The 16,543-nt window shown below is 37.5% G+C and carries 15 protein-coding genes; 6 read left to right on the top strand and 9 right to left on the bottom strand.

Annotated elements, in window-relative coordinates:
• Positions 1-413: 413 nt before the first annotated feature.
• The 7 genes from B0A80_RS03415 to B0A80_RS03385 all read right to left on the bottom strand — a co-directional run bounded on the left by B0A80_RS03415 (position 414) and on the right by B0A80_RS03385 (position 7,667).
• Entirely contained in the window at positions 414-1,145 is a 732-nt protein-coding gene (locus B0A80_RS03415) for an MIP/aquaporin family protein (RefSeq protein ID WP_089076423.1), read from the bottom strand.
• A gap of 28 nt (positions 1,146-1,173) precedes the next feature.
• Positions 1,174-2,670, bottom strand: coding sequence for a glycerol kinase GlpK (gene glpK, locus B0A80_RS03410; RefSeq protein ID WP_089076422.1), 1,497 nt, complete (start codon positions 2,668-2,670; stop codon positions 1,174-1,176).
• Positions 2,671-2,698: 28 nt separating this feature from the next.
• Complete coding sequence (locus B0A80_RS03405) at positions 2,699-4,276, bottom strand: glycerol-3-phosphate dehydrogenase/oxidase (protein WP_089076421.1); 1,578 nt, start codon at positions 4,274-4,276, stop codon at positions 2,699-2,701.
• A gap of 196 nt (positions 4,277-4,472) precedes the next feature.
• Positions 4,473-4,994 carry a GNAT family N-acetyltransferase gene (locus B0A80_RS03400; RefSeq protein WP_083342539.1) on the bottom strand — a complete coding sequence of 174 codons (522 nt, stop codon included), beginning with the start codon at positions 4,992-4,994 and terminating at the stop codon, positions 4,473-4,475.
• 73 nt (positions 4,995-5,067) lie between these two features.
• On the bottom strand, positions 5,068-5,544 hold the full coding sequence (locus tag B0A80_RS03395) for a DUF6691 family protein (RefSeq protein ID WP_089076420.1): 477 nt from the start codon (positions 5,542-5,544) through the stop codon (positions 5,068-5,070).
• A 10-nt stretch (positions 5,545-5,554) separates the two neighbouring features.
• Positions 5,555-6,118 (bottom strand): YeeE/YedE family protein, encoded by a 564-nt coding sequence (locus B0A80_RS03390; protein WP_017495271.1) that lies wholly within the window; start codon positions 6,116-6,118, stop codon positions 5,555-5,557.
• Between the two features lie 133 nt (positions 6,119-6,251).
• On the bottom strand, positions 6,252-7,667 hold the full coding sequence (locus B0A80_RS03385) for an MBL fold metallo-hydrolase (protein WP_089076419.1): 1,416 nt from the start codon (positions 7,665-7,667) through the stop codon (positions 6,252-6,254).
• Between the two features lie 212 nt (positions 7,668-7,879).
• Here B0A80_RS03385 and B0A80_RS03380 point away from each other — a divergent pair, with 212 nt between their 5' ends.
• The 4 genes from B0A80_RS03380 to B0A80_RS03365 all read left to right on the top strand — a co-directional run bounded on the left by B0A80_RS03380 (position 7,880) and on the right by B0A80_RS03365 (position 12,255).
• Positions 7,880-8,473, top strand: a complete 594-nt coding sequence (locus tag B0A80_RS03380) for an HD domain-containing protein (protein ID WP_089076418.1) — start codon at positions 7,880-7,882, stop codon at positions 8,471-8,473.
• A gap of 270 nt (positions 8,474-8,743) precedes the next feature.
• The gene (locus B0A80_RS03375; protein WP_089076417.1) at positions 8,744-10,087 is read left to right on the top strand and encodes a cytochrome ubiquinol oxidase subunit I; all 1,344 of its coding nucleotides are present in this window, start codon (positions 8,744-8,746) and stop codon (positions 10,085-10,087) included.
• Between the two features lie 2 nt (positions 10,088-10,089).
• Entirely contained in the window at positions 10,090-11,166 is a 1,077-nt protein-coding gene (gene cydB, locus B0A80_RS03370; protein WP_089076416.1) for a cytochrome d ubiquinol oxidase subunit II, read from the top strand.
• A 642-nt stretch (positions 11,167-11,808) separates the two neighbouring features.
• A complete protein-coding gene (locus B0A80_RS03365; RefSeq protein ID WP_089076415.1) occupies positions 11,809-12,255 on the top strand; it encodes a GNAT family N-acetyltransferase in 447 nt (148 codons plus the stop codon).
• A gap of 254 nt (positions 12,256-12,509) precedes the next feature.
• Here the strand turns inward: B0A80_RS03365 and B0A80_RS03360 are convergent, their stop codons facing one another.
• Together B0A80_RS03360 and B0A80_RS03355 are read right to left on the bottom strand one after the other, a co-directional pair.
• Positions 12,510-13,295, bottom strand: coding sequence for a sulfite exporter TauE/SafE family protein (locus B0A80_RS03360; RefSeq protein ID WP_089076414.1), 786 nt, complete (start codon positions 13,293-13,295; stop codon positions 12,510-12,512).
• A gap of 190 nt (positions 13,296-13,485) precedes the next feature.
• Positions 13,486-14,112 carry a Crp/Fnr family transcriptional regulator gene (locus B0A80_RS03355; protein ID WP_089076413.1) on the bottom strand — a complete coding sequence of 209 codons (627 nt, stop codon included), beginning with the start codon at positions 14,110-14,112 and terminating at the stop codon, positions 13,486-13,488.
• Between the two features lie 432 nt (positions 14,113-14,544).
• Here B0A80_RS03355 and B0A80_RS03350 point away from each other — a divergent pair, with 432 nt between their 5' ends.
• Together B0A80_RS03350 and B0A80_RS03345 are read left to right on the top strand one after the other, a co-directional pair.
• On the top strand, positions 14,545-14,856 hold the full coding sequence (locus B0A80_RS03350; RefSeq protein ID WP_017495279.1) for a rhodanese-like domain-containing protein: 312 nt from the start codon (positions 14,545-14,547) through the stop codon (positions 14,854-14,856).
• Positions 14,857-14,933: 77 nt separating this feature from the next.
• Positions 14,934-16,514: an NADP-dependent glyceraldehyde-3-phosphate dehydrogenase gene (locus tag B0A80_RS03345; RefSeq protein ID WP_089076412.1), complete on the top strand. Its 1,581-nt coding sequence runs from the start codon at positions 14,934-14,936 to the stop codon at positions 16,512-16,514.
• Positions 16,515-16,543: the final 29 nt, after the last annotated feature.

Raw genomic sequence — 16,543 nt, 5'->3', positions numbered from 1 at the left:
ACAAATGTATAACTTTTCATATTTGTATATACAAATGTATCGTTAATTTTTTGTTAATTAAAAATAACGCTGATTTTAAACTTCATATACCCTATAGAACTAAAGTAAAAATACTATAAGTTTTTAATTTAATGTAAGATTTGCGAATTATTTAATGTTTATTTAAAACGAACTAAGCTTTTTCAAAAAATTAAACCTTGGTAAAATCTTATATAAAGAAATAATTTAATGGTGACCAGGGCGTGCCACCATCCTGATAAGAGGGCAAAGTTACGTTGTGCTTATACGCCCTCTTATCAGGATGCTGTCGGGCTATCCGCACTGCTTCGGCAGATAGCTTCTATCCCTCACGCGAGCTCATAATAGGAGAAATCCAGGAGCCCTAAATTTTAGAACTTTCAGTGTGTTAAGCATTAATTAATTGCCAGATATAGTGCGGCAGCTAATCCCGAACCAATTATGGGGCCTACAATAGGAATCCAGGCATACGTCCAGTTACTGCTTCCTTTTATAGGTAAAATAGCATGCATGATTCTCGGACCTAAATCTCTTGCCGGATTTATAGCATAACCTGTAGTGCCTCCTAGCGACAGACCAATTGCCCAGACGACTATCGCTACCGGAAGCGCTCCAATGGTTCCTAAGCCAATTGTTGCATTAGCATCGGTTGCGATTTGCAAACTTGGTCCCGCAATATAAAAAACTGAAAATAGTAAGACAAAAGTCGCAATTACTTCACTGATTAAGTTGGAGAGATTGTTTCTGATTGCGGGTGAGGTGGAGAAACAGGCAAGTGTAGTTCCTTCATCTTCTGTTGCTGCAAAATGATCTTTATGAGACAACCACACTAAAAAAGCACCTGACATTGCTCCAATCATTTGAGCAAGGATGTAAACAGGAACCAAATTCCAGGTGAATTTTCCAATTAGGGCTAAACCTAATGTAACAATAGGATTTAAATGAGCACCGCTAATTGGTCCCGCAATAGTAACGCCCACAAAAACGGCAAATGCCCAAGCTGATGTGATCACCATCCAACCCGAATTGTTTCCTTTGGTATCTTTAAGTAAGACGTTTGCCACAACGCCATTCCCTAATAAAATCATAATCATTGTGCCTAAAATTTCTGCTATAAAAGGAGTCATTTTTTACGGTTTAGTTAGTAATTAAAATTTATTCTTCAATCCAATGCGAGGCGCGGCCAACAGCTCTGTCCCAGTTTTTGACCAATAAGTCTACTTTTGCCTGATCCATTTTTGGAGAAAATACTTGGTCTATTGACCATTGTTCTTTCAGATCGTCCAAACCAGACCAATATCCCACAGCTAGTCCTGCCAGATATGCGGCTCCCAAAGCGGTAGTTTCTAATGTGGTAGGCCGGGTTACATTAGAACCAAATATGTCTGATTGAAATTGCATTAATAAATTATTTGCGGCAGCGCCACCGTCTACCCGTAGTTCTATTCCTTTGTATCCGGAATCTGCTTCCATAGCTTTGAGCAGATCGTTTACCTGATAAGCAATTCCTTCTAAAGTGGCTCTGGCAATATGTGCATTTGTTGTACCTCTGGTGATTCCAACGATGGCACCTCTCGCGTATTGATCCCAATGCGGAGCTCCTAAACCGGTCAAAGCAGGAACAAAATAAATACCACCATTGTCAGGCACAGTTGCTGCGAGAGCTTCGATTTCATCTGATGAATTGATTATTTTTGCGCCGTCTCGTAACCATTGTACGGCCGCACCTCCAACAAAAACACTGCCTTCTAGTGCATAGGTAGTTTTTCCGTTGATTTTCCATGCAATTGTAGTTAATAAGTTGTGCGCTGAAAAAATAGGTTTTTCACCGGTATTCATCAGCATAAAACAGCCTGTTCCATACGTGTTTTTAATCATTCCGGAGTTGGTACACAGTTGACCAAAAAGGGCTGCCTGCTGATCTCCGGCGACCCCGCTAATTGGAATTTTTGTCGAGAATAGGGTAGTGCTCGTTTCTCCATATATAGCACTGCTTTCTTTTACTTCTGGCAACATAGCTCTCGGAATATCAAATAATGCCAGCAACTCGTCGTCCCAGTCCAGAGTATTTATATTGAATAATAAAGTTCTGCTGGCATTAGAAACGTCCGTCATAAACAATTTACTTCGGGTTAGTTTCCAAATTAACCAGGTATCTACAGTTCCAAAACAAAGTTTTCCCTGTTCTGCTTTTTCGCGTGCTCCGGGAACATTGTCTAATATCCATTTTACTTTGGTTCCGGAGAAATAAGCATCGAGAATTAATCCGGTTTTTTTCTGGATCATTTCTGTATGTCCTTTTGCTTTTAGTTCGTCGCAGTATTTTGCCGTTCTGCGGTCTTGCCAGACAATAGCCTTGTAGACAGGTTCACTTGTTTCGCGATCCCAGACAATGGTAGTTTCCCGTTGGTTGGTAATTCCTATGGCTGCAATTTCGCGGCCCGTAATTCCAACTTTTGCTATTACTTCGGCAGCGACACTAACTTGCGAAGACCAGATTTCGTTAGGATCATGTTCAACCCATCCCGGTTTTGGAAAAATTTGTTTAAATGGCTTTTGAGAAATACTGACTATTTCTCCTTTATGATTGAATACAATGGCTCTGGAAGAAGTAGTTCCCTGATCCAAAGCCAGAATTAATTTGTCCTGCATGATCTTATATTCTTAAGTTAATAAAAATCTATTGAAATTCTTTTAGAAGAAAACCTTTTGCAATTCCATGAAAGTTGGTCATTTCTCTAAGGATCCAGGTTTCATCATGTCCGAGTTCCTTTGCCAGAAGGCGCGCTACTTTTTCAGAAGAAGCTATGGCAGCTCTGGCATCTAAGAACAACAAGCGAACACGTCTTGCGAGAATGTCATCTACCGTTCTTGCCATTTCATATCGAATAGCCCAAACAACTTCGGCCATTGTAAATTCGTGATCCGGATGTAATTTTTCTTTCAGTTCAGGCTCTCTCTTCTGTAGTTCTATTATCTCGGGAAGGTCTGATCCATAGATATATAAATGATTTGTTCTGTCTGAATTTGTAGTGGCTTTATTTCCATGAATCGGAAGATGCTCGGTAATACAAGTTTTTTTAGGCAGTTTGCCTATTTTGATAGCCTTATCGATAATATCCTCAGAGATCTTTCTGTAAGTAGTCCATTTGCCTCCGGTAATTGTGATTAATCCGGTTTCTGAAACTATGATTTTATGGCTTCGGGAAACTTCTTTGGTGCTTTTGCCTTCTTCTTCCGGTGCAGCCAAAGGTCGTAAACCGGCAAAAACAGATAAAACATCGGCTCTTGTGGGTTTTTTAGCCAAAAAACGTTGAGCGGTTTCTAAAACAAATTCAATTTCACTTTCTAATGCAATGGGTTCGAGACTGTGTTTTCGAATTAAAGTATCAGTGGTTCCGACTACAATTCGATTGTGCCAGGGAACAGCAAACAAAACTCTTCCATCACTTGTTTTAGGGATCATCAAAGCGTGTTCACCAGGCAAAAAGGATTGATCAAATACAAGATGAATTCCCTGACTTGGCACAATGTATTTTTTGTATACAGTGTCGTTAAGTTTCATGATGGCATTTGTAAAAACTCCGGTCGCATTAATGATAGCCGACCCTTTGATTTCGTACTTCTTGCCAGTTTCATGATTTATGGCTTCAACACCGATGATTTGGTTGTTATCATTCTTTAGTAAATTAACAACTTTGACATAATTTAAAAGGCAGGCTCCTTTTTCAATAGCCGTTTGAGCAATGTTTATCGCCAGTCGGGAATCGTCAAATTGACCATCATGATAAATTACACCATTGGTTAGATTTCTTTCTGCTACAGCAGGAAGCATTTCAATTGTTTTTTTTCTGGAAAGGTATTTTGATCGCCCCAAACTTAAACGCCCTGCCAATAAATCATAAACAGTCAATCCGATGGTGTAGAATAAACCGGCAAAGAAGTTGTAATTCGGAATTATAAAAGATTGATTTTTTACTAAATGGCCGGCATTTTTGGCAAGTAAACCTCTTTCTTTTAAGGCTTCGATGACCAGATGAATATTTCCCTGCTCTAAATAGCGAACACCGCCATGAACTAATTTAGTACTTCGGCTGGAGGTTCCTTTTGCAAAATCGACTGCTTCAAGCAAAATGGTCTTATAACCCCGGCTTGCGGCATCAAGAGCAGTCCCCAAACCGCTTGCTCCCCCGCCAATTATGATTACATCCCAGTGTTCCGTATTTTCTAGTTTCGACAATTGTTCTGAGCGTTTCATAGGACTGTGATTGGTTCGCTTTTTTGTAAGATTAAATCTGGTATTGTAAACTTAATGAAAGTAAAATGAAGATAATACTCTTAGTAGAAAAAAATGTATTAAAAAAACGACAGAACGTAATCGCAGACAAAATAAAACCCGACAGAGGATTTTGAAATCTGTCGGGTCTATTTGTTTTATTTTGTGATTCTATTTTCTAAATCAGTTTTTTTTCAAACGCTTTTCGCGCTCCTCCTCTGAAAAAAACTTCGCCACAATAGGTGTACTCCAGTCTGTCTAAAATTTTAAGCATTGGAATATTGTCAAAATTCGTGTCTACCTTTATACTGTATATGTTCTGTTTGAGGCATAAACTTTCTATCTTTTCAAACAGTTTGGTTGCAATACCTTTACCTTTTGCGAGTTTTGATACGGCTACCCGATGAACAGCTCCATAATCGCCGTCAGTGAGCCATTGGCCTTCTATGACTTCGTAGGCCGGTTCTTTATCAAAAAGAATCGCCGCATAAGATAAAATAGTGTCGTTTTCTGTAAGTACGTACCCATGATCATTTTCAATATCGGTATGAATGGTAAGCTCATTAGGATAACCGTCCTGCCATTGTGTACTTCCGTCAAGTCTTCGCTGTTCGATAGCATCTTGCAGAATCTCCCAAATGAAAGGCACGTCAGAAATAATCGCTTTTCTTAAAATTAAGTTTTCGGTAATGTGAGTCATCTGTTAGCTATTAGTAAACCCAACAGGTTTTTAAAACTTGTTGGGTTTGATGTGTATAATATAAGTAAGAATATTAATGAGGCAATTTGTCTTTAATAAGACCATAAACCCAGGTTCCAAAGATGGCACTTATCAGCGTTACAATAATAACAGTTGCACCAGTACCAATTTGGGCAAATAAAGGCCCCGGACAAGCACCTGTAATGGCCCATCCAAAACCAAATAAAAGACCTCCATAAATTTGTCCTTTACTGAATGTTTTGGGTTGAATTTCGATTTTTTCGCCTTGCAGTGTTTTTATGTCGAACTTTTTAATAAGAAATACAGAGATTACTCCAACAGCAACTGCACTTCCAATTACACCGTACATATGAAATGATTCAAGATGGAACATTTCCTGAATACGGAACCAGCTTATGATTTCAGTTTTTACGAATACGATTCCGAAAAAGATACCAACAATTAAATATTTAAGATTTCCAAAGACCGTTTCTTTTTTCTGGCTTGCATTGATTCCCTCGCCGTCGACTGTTTTATTTTCTAAACTCATTTTTGAAATTTTAAAGTGAAAGAATATAAGGTAAGATCAAAAGTGTCATTACAAAGCCTCCAATCATAAAACAGATTGTCGCTACTAAAGATGGCCACTGTAAATTTGAAATTCCCATAATGGCATGTCCGCTAGTACATCCGCCGGCATAACGTGTTCCAAAACCTACCAGAAATCCGCCTACCACAATCATGATAAAACCACGAAGTGTGAATAAACTTTCCCAAGAGAATAATTGTGCAGGAACCAAACCGTTATGATCGGTGATTCCGTAGGCAGCTAATTTCGTTGATAATTCGGGACTAATTTCTATTGGATTTGGATTTGCCAGGAAATAAGCCGCAATGACTCCACCCAGGAAGATTCCAAAAACGAAAAATAAATTCCAGCTTTCTTTTTTCCAGTCGTATTTAAAGAAAGAAATATTGGCAGGAATACAAGCCGCACAAATGTGACGAAGTGACGAACTGATTCCGAAGGATTTATTTCCAAGAATCAATAAAACAGGAACAGTTAATCCGATTAACGGCCCGGAAACATACCAAGGCCAAGGTTCTTTTAAGATTTCAAGCATTTTTTTTGAGGTTCTAAGTTACTAAGATTCTAAGGTTCTGAGTTGTATTTTTAAGTGTTTTATTAATAAGGTCTCGTCGTTAAATTTCAAAGGTAAAATCTTAGAATCTTAGCGACTTAGAGCCTCAGTAACTTTATTTCAGCACTTTACTTTGACAAACAAAATCTGATTTCGGAATTTCTGTTTTAGAAATGGCTCCAAAACCGCCTTCAATTTCGCTAAAATTTCTGAAACCGCGAGCCTGTAAAATCGAAGCGGCAATCATACTGCGATATCCTCCGGCGCAATGCAGATAAAAATGTTCGTTTGGGTTAATGTCTTTTACCCAATCATTAATATAAGCCAGCGGTTTGCTATACGCATCTTCGATGTGCTCTGCAGCATATTCTGTTTCTTTACGAATGTCGATTACTTTGTCTTCTCCGAATTTGAACTCATTTGAAAATTGTTGAGCAGTGATTCTGTTTACAGTATCAATTTCGTAACCTGCTTTTTCCCAGGCTTCAAAACCGCCTTCTAAGTGACCAATAATCGTGTCAAATCCTACGCGGCTTAAACGGGTTACAGTTTCTTCTTCAAGACCGGTTTCTGTCACCAATATAATAGGCTGTTTTACATCACCAATTAAAGTTCCAACCCAAGGAGCAAAATCGCCATTGATTCCAATATTAATAGATTGCGGAATAAATCCTTTACTAAAATTGGCAGCACTTCTGGTATCCAGAATCAAAGCACCTGTTTCTTCAGCTACGGCTTCAAATTCTTCTGCTTTTATGGTTTTCATTCCATTGTACAAAACCGTTTCAAAACTTTCGTAACCTTGTTTGTTCATCGCCACATTCATACTGAAATAGGCTGGAGGAGGCAATAAACCGTCTGTGACTTCAGCAATAAATTCAGCTTCGGTCATATTAGCGCGCAACGCATAGTTATTTACTTTCTGATTTCCTATTGTAGAAACCGTTTCTTTGCTCATGTTTTTTCCGCAGGCGCTTCCCGCACCATGGGCAGGATAAACGATCACATCATCGGCCAAAGTCATAATTTTATCTCGTAACGAATGGTATAAAATCCCAGCCAATTGGTCCTGTGTCATCCCGGCTGCTTTCTGAGCCAAATCCGGGCGTCCAACATCTCCGATAAATAAAGTATCTCCGGAGAAAATGGCGTGATCTTTTCCGTTTTCATCAATCAGTAAATAAGTGGTGCTTTCCATAGTGTGACCCGGAGTATGCAGCACTTTGATGGTGATATTTCCAATTTTGAATTCCTGTCCATCTTTTGCCGAAATACAGTCAAATTCGCAGGCAGCGTTGGGTCCGTAAACGATTGGTGCCTGAGTTTCTTTGCTTAAATCGACATGTCCGGAAACAAAATCGGCGTGAAAATGCGTTTCAAAAATATATTTCAATTTTACCTGATCACGCTCTAAACGGTCTAAGTAAGGCTGAATTTCTCTTAACGGATCAATAATTGCGGCTTCGCCATTTGAAGTAATATAATAGGCACCCTGCGCAAGGCATCCGGTGTAAATTTGTTCTATTTTCATGATTTGAAATCTAAAATAATGTGATACAAAGGTAAGTCTGTTTTTCGGGAAATTAAGTGACTATTGTTACAGAAATTTAATTTGGGGGTGAAATAAAAAGCGGATTTTATCATACAAGTTATATTATTTGATTTAAACCCGTGCAATTAAGCTTTAACTTATAATTTTGCATATGACGAATGTCATTTTAAAACCAATAAACAGTTAAAAAGATGAAAACAGAAGATTTATTGAATCAGATTGCTTTTATAAAAGAAATTGATAAGGTAAAATACATTCAGCGAAAAACGAAGCTGTTTCATAGTGACCGAAACGAAAATGATGCAGAACACAGTTGGCATTTGGCTTTAATGGCAATCGTTTTGGCCGAACATTCAGATGAACCAATTGATGTTCTGAAAGTCGTGAAAATGGTTTTGATACACGATATTGTAGAAATTGATGCAGGTGATACCTTTATATATGATTCACAGAAAAATCATTCTAATACTGATGAAGAACGATTGGCGGCGAATCGTATTTTTGGTTTGCTACCGAAAAAACAGGCCGAAGAATTAATTGCTATTTGGGAAGAATTTGAAGCAGGTGAAACTAACGAAGCTAAATTTGCCAGATCGATGGATCGTTTAGAGCCTTTGTTGCAGAATACTTCTAACAATGGAGGAACCTGGAAAGAGTTTGGTGTAAGTTATGATAAAGTGCACGAGAAAAAGAGCGTGATAAAAGAAGGTTCTAAAATATTATGGAGTTATGCCGAAGGATTAATAAACGAAAGTATTGAAAAGGGGATTTTGAAGAAAGAATAGTATGGATAATCTTGTCATTTCGACCGAAGGGAGAAATCGCACGCAATGACACAAGAAGCTCGACAAAGATTAGCGATTTTGTTTGCGGATTTCCTAATGCGATTTATTCCTTCGGTCGAAATGACAATTCTGGTTTAAAAACATAAGTGCAGTTTGTACAACTAAATTGTTGAAAAGTTTAACAATTATCAGGGGATAAACTTTTTTTAAAGGCAGGAATTTCGGGTTTTAATGGGTAAATTTGTGGGACTTCATAAATAAAATACCACTATGGAAGAAATGCTTTTTTATGACCGAATGCAATTTGCCTTCACAATTACTTTCCACTATCTTTTTCCGCAACTTACAATGGGTCTTTCGCTGATCATTGTGTACTTCAAATGGAAATATCTCAAAACTAAAAACGAACAATACAATCACGCCACCCATTTCTGGATGAAAATCTTCGCCCTGAATTTTGCGATGGGGGTGGTAACCGGAATTCCGATGGAGTTTCAGTTTGGAACCAACTGGGCAAAGTTCTCCGAGTTAACCGGAGGGATTATCGGTCAGACATTAGCCATGGAAGGTATGTTTTCGTTTTTTCTGGAATCCTCTTTTTTAGGTCTGTTTTTGTTTGGAGAAAAATTATTGGGACATAAATGGCATTTTGTCACCGGATTACTCATTTGTATCGGTTCCTGGGCCAGTGGTTACTTAATTATCGCAACACATTCGTGGATGCAGAATCCGGTAGGTTACGAGATTTTGGAGAACGGAAAATTCGTGTTGACCAATTTCAAAGCACTGTTTCTAAATCCTTGGTTATGGCCATCCTATTTACACAATCAGGCCGCTTCTTTAGTGACAAGTTCTTTTGTAGTGGCAGGAATTGGTTCTTTCTATATTTTAAGCAAAAAGAATATTGTTTTTGGAAAACTGTTTCTTAAAACGGGAGTGATCTTTGGATTGATTGCCAGTATGATTGTGGCTGTTCCGACGGGAGATTTATTGGCCAAAAATGTGGTGAAATACCAACCTGTGACCTTTGCGGCTATGGAAGGGATTTTTCATACCGAGAAAAAAGGTTCTGAAATTGTTTTAATCGGTCAGCCCGATGTGAAAGACAAAAAATTGGATAATAAAATTGCCGTACCTAATATTTTAAGTTTCCTGACTTATGGAAACTGGGAGCAGGAAATTAAAGGCTTGGATCAGTTTGAAGAAGATCTTCATCCTACTAATATTTCAGGGTTATACTATGCCTATCATATTATGGTGGGACTTGGAACGCTTTTTATTGGTTTGATGTCTTTGGCCTTGTTTCAATTGATCAGAGGTAAATTGTACGAAACCAAGTGGATTCTCTGGTCTTTGCTTTTTATGATGCCGTTTCCCTACATTGCCAATACTACCGGATGGTATACGGCGGAGCTGGGAAGACAACCCTGGCTTGTTTATAATTTAATGCGAACAGCAGCCGGAGCCTCTCCAACGGTATCTTCCGGAAATACCCTGTTTACTTTGTTGGGATTTATAGGATTGTATCTTTTGCTTGGAATGCTGTTTTTGCTTTTGATTGGAAAAATTATCAATAAAGGACCTCACACTGAAGTCATAACTGAAAATATATAAGTATGGAATTTTTTTGGTACGTAGTTTTAATGGGAATTTTGGCCGTTTATATTGTGTTAGACGGTTATGATTTTGGAGCAGGAATTATTCATTTATTTTTTGCCAAAACTGAAAAAGACAAAAAAGCAATTACAAATGCAATCGGTCCGTTTTGGGATGCCAACGAAGTATGGATTATCGCTGCAGGAGGGGTTTTGTTTTTTGCTTTCCCTACTTTGTATGCTTCTTCTTTCAGCGGATTTTATCTGCCTTTGATCATGATTTTATGGTTGCTGATCTTTCGCGCCATTGGTTTGGAAATGCGCGGACAGGTGCATCATCCCATGTGGGAAGCAATCTGGGATAAGGCTTTCGGAATTGCAAGTTTGCTTTTGGCTTTGTTCTTCGGAATTGCTTTAGGAAATATCGTGCGCGGAGTCAATCTTGGAATGGTAACCAATGGCGTTTCGACTCAGGAGGCACATTATTTCTTTTTGCCATTGTGGAATCCAACATTTAGTCCGCAGGCAAGTGAATTGGGAATTATCGACTGGTTTACACTTTTCCTGGGAATTGTGAGTGTGGTTTCTTTAACCATCCACGGCGCAAACTGGATCATCTTTAAAACCAATTCAGCATTGAATCCACAGCTTAAAAATGTTGTTTTTAAATTGAATATTGTCTTGCTGGTTTTGGTTTGTATTTCGTTGCAAATCTGGCACTTTATTGAACCAAAGCCTTTTCATAATTTTGTAGAGAATCCAATTCTTTGGTTTTTTCCATTGATGACTTTTGTTGGGATTTTAGGATTATTCAAAGTACGTTCGTGGAAAAAAGACGGTTATGGATTTTTGTTTTCATCTCTGTTTTTGGTAGGTGGATTTGCTTCAACTGCCGTTTCCATTTTTCCGAATGTTTTACCTTCGACTAATAAAGTGAATCCGTCCTTAACTATTTATAACACTGCGGCGCACGAATACGGATTGAATGCCGGAATGAGTTGGTTTTTTATCGCTTTGTTTTTGGTGATTATCTATTTTATTATTCAATACCGCGTATTCAGTGGGAAGATGGATGATATAGGATATGGGGAACATTAGGATTTATAACCGCGAATTCACAAATTTTCACGAATTAATGATATGCATAGCCGTTGGTTTTAACCAACGGTTTTTTTGTTTGATTCCGAGATGGCTTTAGCAAAAAAAAGAGTTATTAGGTAAAGTTGTGAAAGATTATTTTTATAAATTTTGTGATTTGAAACCTTTAAAAATAGGCTGAAAGCCTTAAAGTAATAACGTAGTGCATCGCACTACGAATTAAGAAGCAGTGAATATTGCCCTGAAAGGGCTAAAGCAAATGAGTAGTAATAGATTAAAGAAGAATAAATGTTTCTCAAAAATATATAAAGGATATTTTTTTTTGAGATTAGGCTTTCGCCCTTTCAGGGCTTATCATCATAATCTTTTTTCATTCATAGTGCTTCCCACCATGTTGTTGCTAAGGCTCTTTCAGAGCGTAAGGTTTCGAATGTAAGTAATTTTTAGGTTGTTTTTTTGGTTTTCATCTTTATCAAAATTCAGGGTTTAATAGAAGTGGTAAAAGAGATCATTTGTTTTTTTGTTTAAGTTAATCTTTTGAAAAGAATTAAGTTCTGGATGATCCCGTTTTATGAAATCTGGACTATAAAAGAGTTTAAGTTTTAGAATATTTTCGTTCTTTTAATCTCAAAATTTACAATAATGAATTACCAAATCAAAAAAGCAAGTTTAGAAGATCTCAATGAAACAGCTGAACTTTTTGACCTCTATCGTGTTTTCTATCGTCAGAAATCTGATGTTGAGGCAGGCAAAGCATTTCTTAAAGAACGATTGTTGCATAATGAATCGGATATTTTTTTAGCGATTGCAGACGGAAAAGCAGTTGGTTTTGTACAGCTCTATAAAATATTTAGCTCTACTAAAATGCAAAGACTATGGTTACTAAATGATCTTTTTGTGCATCCTGATTACAGGGGTAAAGGATTTTCTGTGGCATTAATTGATCGCAGTAAAGAATGGTGTGAGGAAACAAATGCTTGTGGTTTGATGCTGGAAACCGAAAAAACAAATGATATAGGAAACCAATTATATCCGCGCTGTGGTTTTGAATACGACGGTCAACATAACTATTATTATTGGTGGAAGTAAAAAAGGCTTAAGTGTAAAGTTAGCCTGCACACTTTTGTCATTCCGAGGTACGAGGAAACTCCGCAAGTAACTCCGCAACGAAAGTCAATCTTTGTCGAGCTTCTCGCGGAGATTTCTCCTTCGTTGAAATGACAATGATTGTGATTATTTGGTCTAAAAATAAAGTTTTTATGCTTTTTTTTACATCTATAGTAAAGATATTCTACAATTAACCAAAATAAAAATCTGCTGAATCTGCGTGAAACTTTAAAACTTTAAAACAAAACTTCCTTGGTAATAATATAAAATCCCATTACGAGAACAAACCATCCAAAAATGGGTTTTAGTTTAGCACCGTCGATTTTTTTAGAAAGCTGGCTTCCTATAAACATTCCGAAGAGTGCCATTGCCGAAACCCCTAATAAAAAAGTATAATCGATAGGAGTTCCGATGTATAAATCGCCGCCGAAACCTATCGAAGAGTTAATCGTAATAATCAACAATGAAGTTCCAACGGCTTGTTTCATGGGTAAATTAGCGAAGAAAAGCAGTGCAGGGATAATTAGAAAACCACCTCCGGCACCCAAAAATCCAGTCACAATTCCAACTAAAATTCCAATTAGACTTAATTGAATATAATTAGTTTCGGTGGCTTTTGTTTCGGGTTTATTTTTTCGGATCATCGAAATTGCTGCTGTAATCATCAATACCGAGAAGATAATCATGATGAGAAAATCTTTGGAAACCGAATATGAAGCTATAGAAAACAGGGTAGAAGCAATTTGAGGAAAAATAACTTCCCGAATAATCAGAATCGAAATGACAGAAGGAATCGCAAAATACAAAGCTGACTTAAGTTTAAGATTCCCCATTTTGTAATGACTGTAACTTCCAAACATGGCAGTTAATCCCACTATAAATAAAGAATAAGAAGTAGCCTGCTCCGGATTTACTTTGAACAAATACACCAAAATCGGAATGGTTAGTATAGATCCGCCTCCGCCAATTAAGCCTAGTGATATTCCTATAATGATTGAGGCGAAGTATCCTAAATATTCCATTGCATTTGTTTTAACGCAAAGATGCTTCGTTTAAGAGAGACTCACAGTAACATTTATCACATAAGAGTATTTTGCCACAGATTAAAAAGATTAATAGGATTTCTGTTGGGTTAGTTTTTAAATCAGCATTGCTGTAAATTCGTCATATCGTTAAAAAATCAATTTAATCAAATTAATCTATGGCAACTGTCTATTTTAAAAGTTCGATTTGATTGCGGTTGAGTTTGACCAGGCCACGTTGTTCCATTTTTTTGAGGAGTCTGGAGATTACCTCTCTGGAAGTATTCAATTCCGTTGCAATTTCCTGATGCGAAAGATTTACTTCAGAGCAGCCGCAGGCATCAGAATGTCTTTTGAGATAAAATTCCAGACGCTCGTCCATAGAACGGAAAGCGATATTGTCAACGACCTCCAAAACTTCTTCAAAGCGGCTGCGGTAGGTATCGATTACAAATTCATACCAGGTTCGGTGTTCCATCATCCATTTGTCCATCATTTGTAACGGAATCATCATAACCGAAACATCTTCGACAACTTTTGCCATTATCTGGCTTTTTTCGCTTTTAGCAGTGCAGATCATCGAAATGGCGCAGGCTTGCCCGGGTTGTAGGTAGTACATTAAAAACTCGCCGCCATCTTCGCCTTCGCGGTAAATTTTAATTTTTCCTTTGGTAATTAACACGGTGTTTTTAATGTATTGTCCGGTTCGCATTAAAATGGTTCCGGCTTCAAAATCCTGTGCACTTCCGTTTTCTTCAATTGTTGCAATAAGTTCGTCGGAAAAATTAGGGAATATATTTTTTAGTGAGTTTTGCATTGATAATAGGAGGGAATTAATGCCCACGGTTTTTACGGTTTGAACAGGTTTACACTTTTTTTGCCACAAATTCCACGAATTAATTTGTGGAAATTCGTGGCGAATATTTTAATCCTTTTAATCAGTGGCAAAAAACATTCGTGAAGAACATTTTTATTAAATTAAAATTAAAATCTATAATTTATTACAAAGATAGGGGATTGCAATGGTATAAATTATCAGAAAATTATATTTAAGAGGTGTTTTGTGTAAATGAAAAAATCCTATTTTCTATCGAATTTATAGACTATATTTTTAAAAATAGTAAGTAAATTTGCTTTTCACTGATTATAGTACTTTCTCTAAAACGTTTTCTGAGAATAATAATCGAAATCGCATTTGGCACGTTTTTAATCAATAGAAACGTCGTAATTTTACAAAAACACATTTACTATGAATTTATCACAAGAAGATTGGGTTAATCAGCTGGCTGCTGACGAGAATGCAGTTATACTGGACGTAAGAACTGAAGACGAATTTAATGACGGCTACATTGAAAATGCCGTAAACATCGACATTAATAAAGGACAAGGGTTTATTTATGAAATCGAAGAGCTTGATAAAAACAAAAACTATTATGTGTATTGCCGTTCTGGTGCCAGAAGTGCCAAAGCATGTCAGATTATGAATGAGTTAGGGATTAGTAATGCCTACAATTTGCTTGGTGGAATTCTGGATTGGGAAGGTGAAACCGTAAATCCATAAAACAGAAGAAGAGGCCTATAAAGCCTCTTTTTTCTTTTTCAAATGCTATTAATAACCAAACTATAACAGACCAAATTATGAGTTTAATACCCGAAGAATTTCAAATTAAAAATTTGATCAATCAAGATACTTATCTTGTAAATGGAGAATTAAAACCATGGACGGGGCAAACAACCCCGGTTTTTTCGACCATTTCCTCAACCGAAAAATACACGCCAACTTTATTAGGATCGATTCCGTTCATGGAAGAGAAGGAGGCCGCTGAAGTAGTAGAAGCTGCCAATGCCGCTTACAACAAAGGTCAGGGCTTATGGCCAACGATGAAGGTCGTTGACCGCATTAAATGCATGGAGAATTTCGTAAAACAGATGAAGGAAACCCGCGATGAGGTGGTGAAACTTTTGATGTGGGAAATTGGAAAAAACCTTGGCGATTCGCAAAAAGAATTTGACAGAACCGTTGAATATATTCAGGATACCATAGACAGTTATAAGGAACTAAACGGACGTAGCTCGCACTTTGAAAAAGTTCAGGGTGTTAATGCGATGATTCGTCGTGGGCCTCTGGGTGTAGTTTTGTGCCTTGGACCTTATAATTATCCTTTAAATGAGACTTTTTCATTGTTGATTCCCGCTTTAATTATGGGAAACACTGTGATTTTTAAACCTGCAAAACATGGTGTTTTATGTATTTCGCCTTTGTTGGAAGCGTTCAGAAGCAGTTTTCCGAAAGGAGTAATCAATATTGTTTACGGCCGTGGCCGAGAAGTAGCTTCGCCTATTATGAAGTCGGGAAAAATTGACGTTTTAGCGTTAATCGGAAACAGTAAATCAGCCATAGCATTACAGGATCAGCATCCAAATAAAAACAGACTTCGTTTGATTTTAGGTCTGGAAGCGAAAAACCCGGCGATTATTTTACCTGATGCCGATTTAGATCTGGCGATTCAGGAATGTATTACCGGAAGTTTATCGTTTAACGGACAACGTTGTACGGCACTAAAAGTTCTATATGTACATGAATCTATTGCGGAAGAATTCAATAAACGTTTTGCTGAAAAGGTAGACGGTCTGGCATTTGGAAATCCTTGGGAAAAAGGAGTTTCTTTAACACCGCTTCCGGAAACAGACAAACCAAAATATATTCAGGGCTTAATTGATGATGCCCTACATAAGGGCGCAAAAGTATTGAATGAAAAAGGAGGAAAGCATAGTGAAAATTATATTTTTCCGGCAGTTTTGTATCCGGTAAACAAAGAAATGCGAGTGTATCACGAAGAGCAGTTTGGACCGGTGGTTCCCATTATTTCTTTCAAAGATATCAATGAACCGCTTGAAGATATGGCCGAATCCAATTATGGACAGCAGGTAAGTCTTTTTGGGAAAGATATTAAAACTTTGGCACCGCTTATTGATGCCTTAGTAAATTTAGTATGCAGAGTAAACCTCAACAGTTCTTGTCAGCGTGGCCCTGATGCCTTCCCGTTTACGGGGCGTAAAGATTCTGCTGTAGGAACTTTAAGTATTCCGGATGCCTTGCGCTCTTTTTCTATCCGTACGTTTGTGGCTTCAAAAGATATCGCTTATAACAATGAAATTTTGCAGGAATTGCTAAACAGCAGGGAATCGAATTTTATTAATACCGATTATATTTTGTAGTTTCCAAGGTTATATATTAATTGTAGAGG

Source organism: Flavobacterium tructae (genome assembly GCF_002217475.1).
Lineage (GTDB): Bacteria > Bacteroidota > Bacteroidia > Flavobacteriales > Flavobacteriaceae > Flavobacterium > Flavobacterium tructae.
This window is presented reverse-complemented; position numbering and strand designations above follow the sequence as displayed.

Excerpts from the sequence above, each read along its gene's own strand:
- B0A80_RS03380 (WP_089076418.1), top strand. The coding sequence starts at position 7,880 with ATGAAAACAGAAGATTTATTGAATCAGATTGCTTTTATAAAAGAAATT.
- B0A80_RS03345 (WP_089076412.1), top strand. The coding sequence starts at position 14,934 with ATGAGTTTAATACCCGAAGAATTTCAAATTAAAAATTTGATCAATCAA.
- B0A80_RS03395 (WP_089076420.1), bottom strand. The coding sequence starts at position 5,544 with ATGAGTTTAGAAAATAAAACAGTCGACGGCGAGGGAATCAATGCAAGC.
- B0A80_RS03375 (WP_089076417.1), top strand. The coding sequence starts at position 8,744 with ATGGAAGAAATGCTTTTTTATGACCGAATGCAATTTGCCTTCACAATT.
- B0A80_RS03385 (WP_089076419.1), bottom strand. The coding sequence starts at position 7,667 with ATGAAAATAGAACAAATTTACACCGGATGCCTTGCGCAGGGTGCCTAT.
- glpK (WP_089076422.1), bottom strand. The coding sequence starts at position 2,670 with ATGCAGGACAAATTAATTCTGGCTTTGGATCAGGGAACTACTTCTTCC.
- B0A80_RS03355 (WP_089076413.1), bottom strand. The coding sequence starts at position 14,112 with ATGCAAAACTCACTAAAAAATATATTCCCTAATTTTTCCGACGAACTT.
- B0A80_RS03360 (WP_089076414.1), bottom strand. The coding sequence starts at position 13,295 with ATGGAATATTTAGGATACTTCGCCTCAATCATTATAGGAATATCACTA.
- B0A80_RS03365 (WP_089076415.1), top strand. The coding sequence starts at position 11,809 with ATGAATTACCAAATCAAAAAAGCAAGTTTAGAAGATCTCAATGAAACA.
- cydB (WP_089076416.1), top strand. The coding sequence starts at position 10,090 with ATGGAATTTTTTTGGTACGTAGTTTTAATGGGAATTTTGGCCGTTTAT.
- B0A80_RS03405 (WP_089076421.1), bottom strand. The coding sequence starts at position 4,276 with ATGAAACGCTCAGAACAATTGTCGAAACTAGAAAATACGGAACACTGG.
- B0A80_RS03350 (WP_017495279.1), top strand. The coding sequence starts at position 14,545 with ATGAATTTATCACAAGAAGATTGGGTTAATCAGCTGGCTGCTGACGAG.
- B0A80_RS03415 (WP_089076423.1), bottom strand. The coding sequence starts at position 1,145 with ATGACTCCTTTTATAGCAGAAATTTTAGGCACAATGATTATGATTTTA.
- B0A80_RS03400 (WP_083342539.1), bottom strand. The coding sequence starts at position 4,994 with ATGACTCACATTACCGAAAACTTAATTTTAAGAAAAGCGATTATTTCT.
- B0A80_RS03390 (WP_017495271.1), bottom strand. The coding sequence starts at position 6,118 with ATGCTTGAAATCTTAAAAGAACCTTGGCCTTGGTATGTTTCCGGGCCG.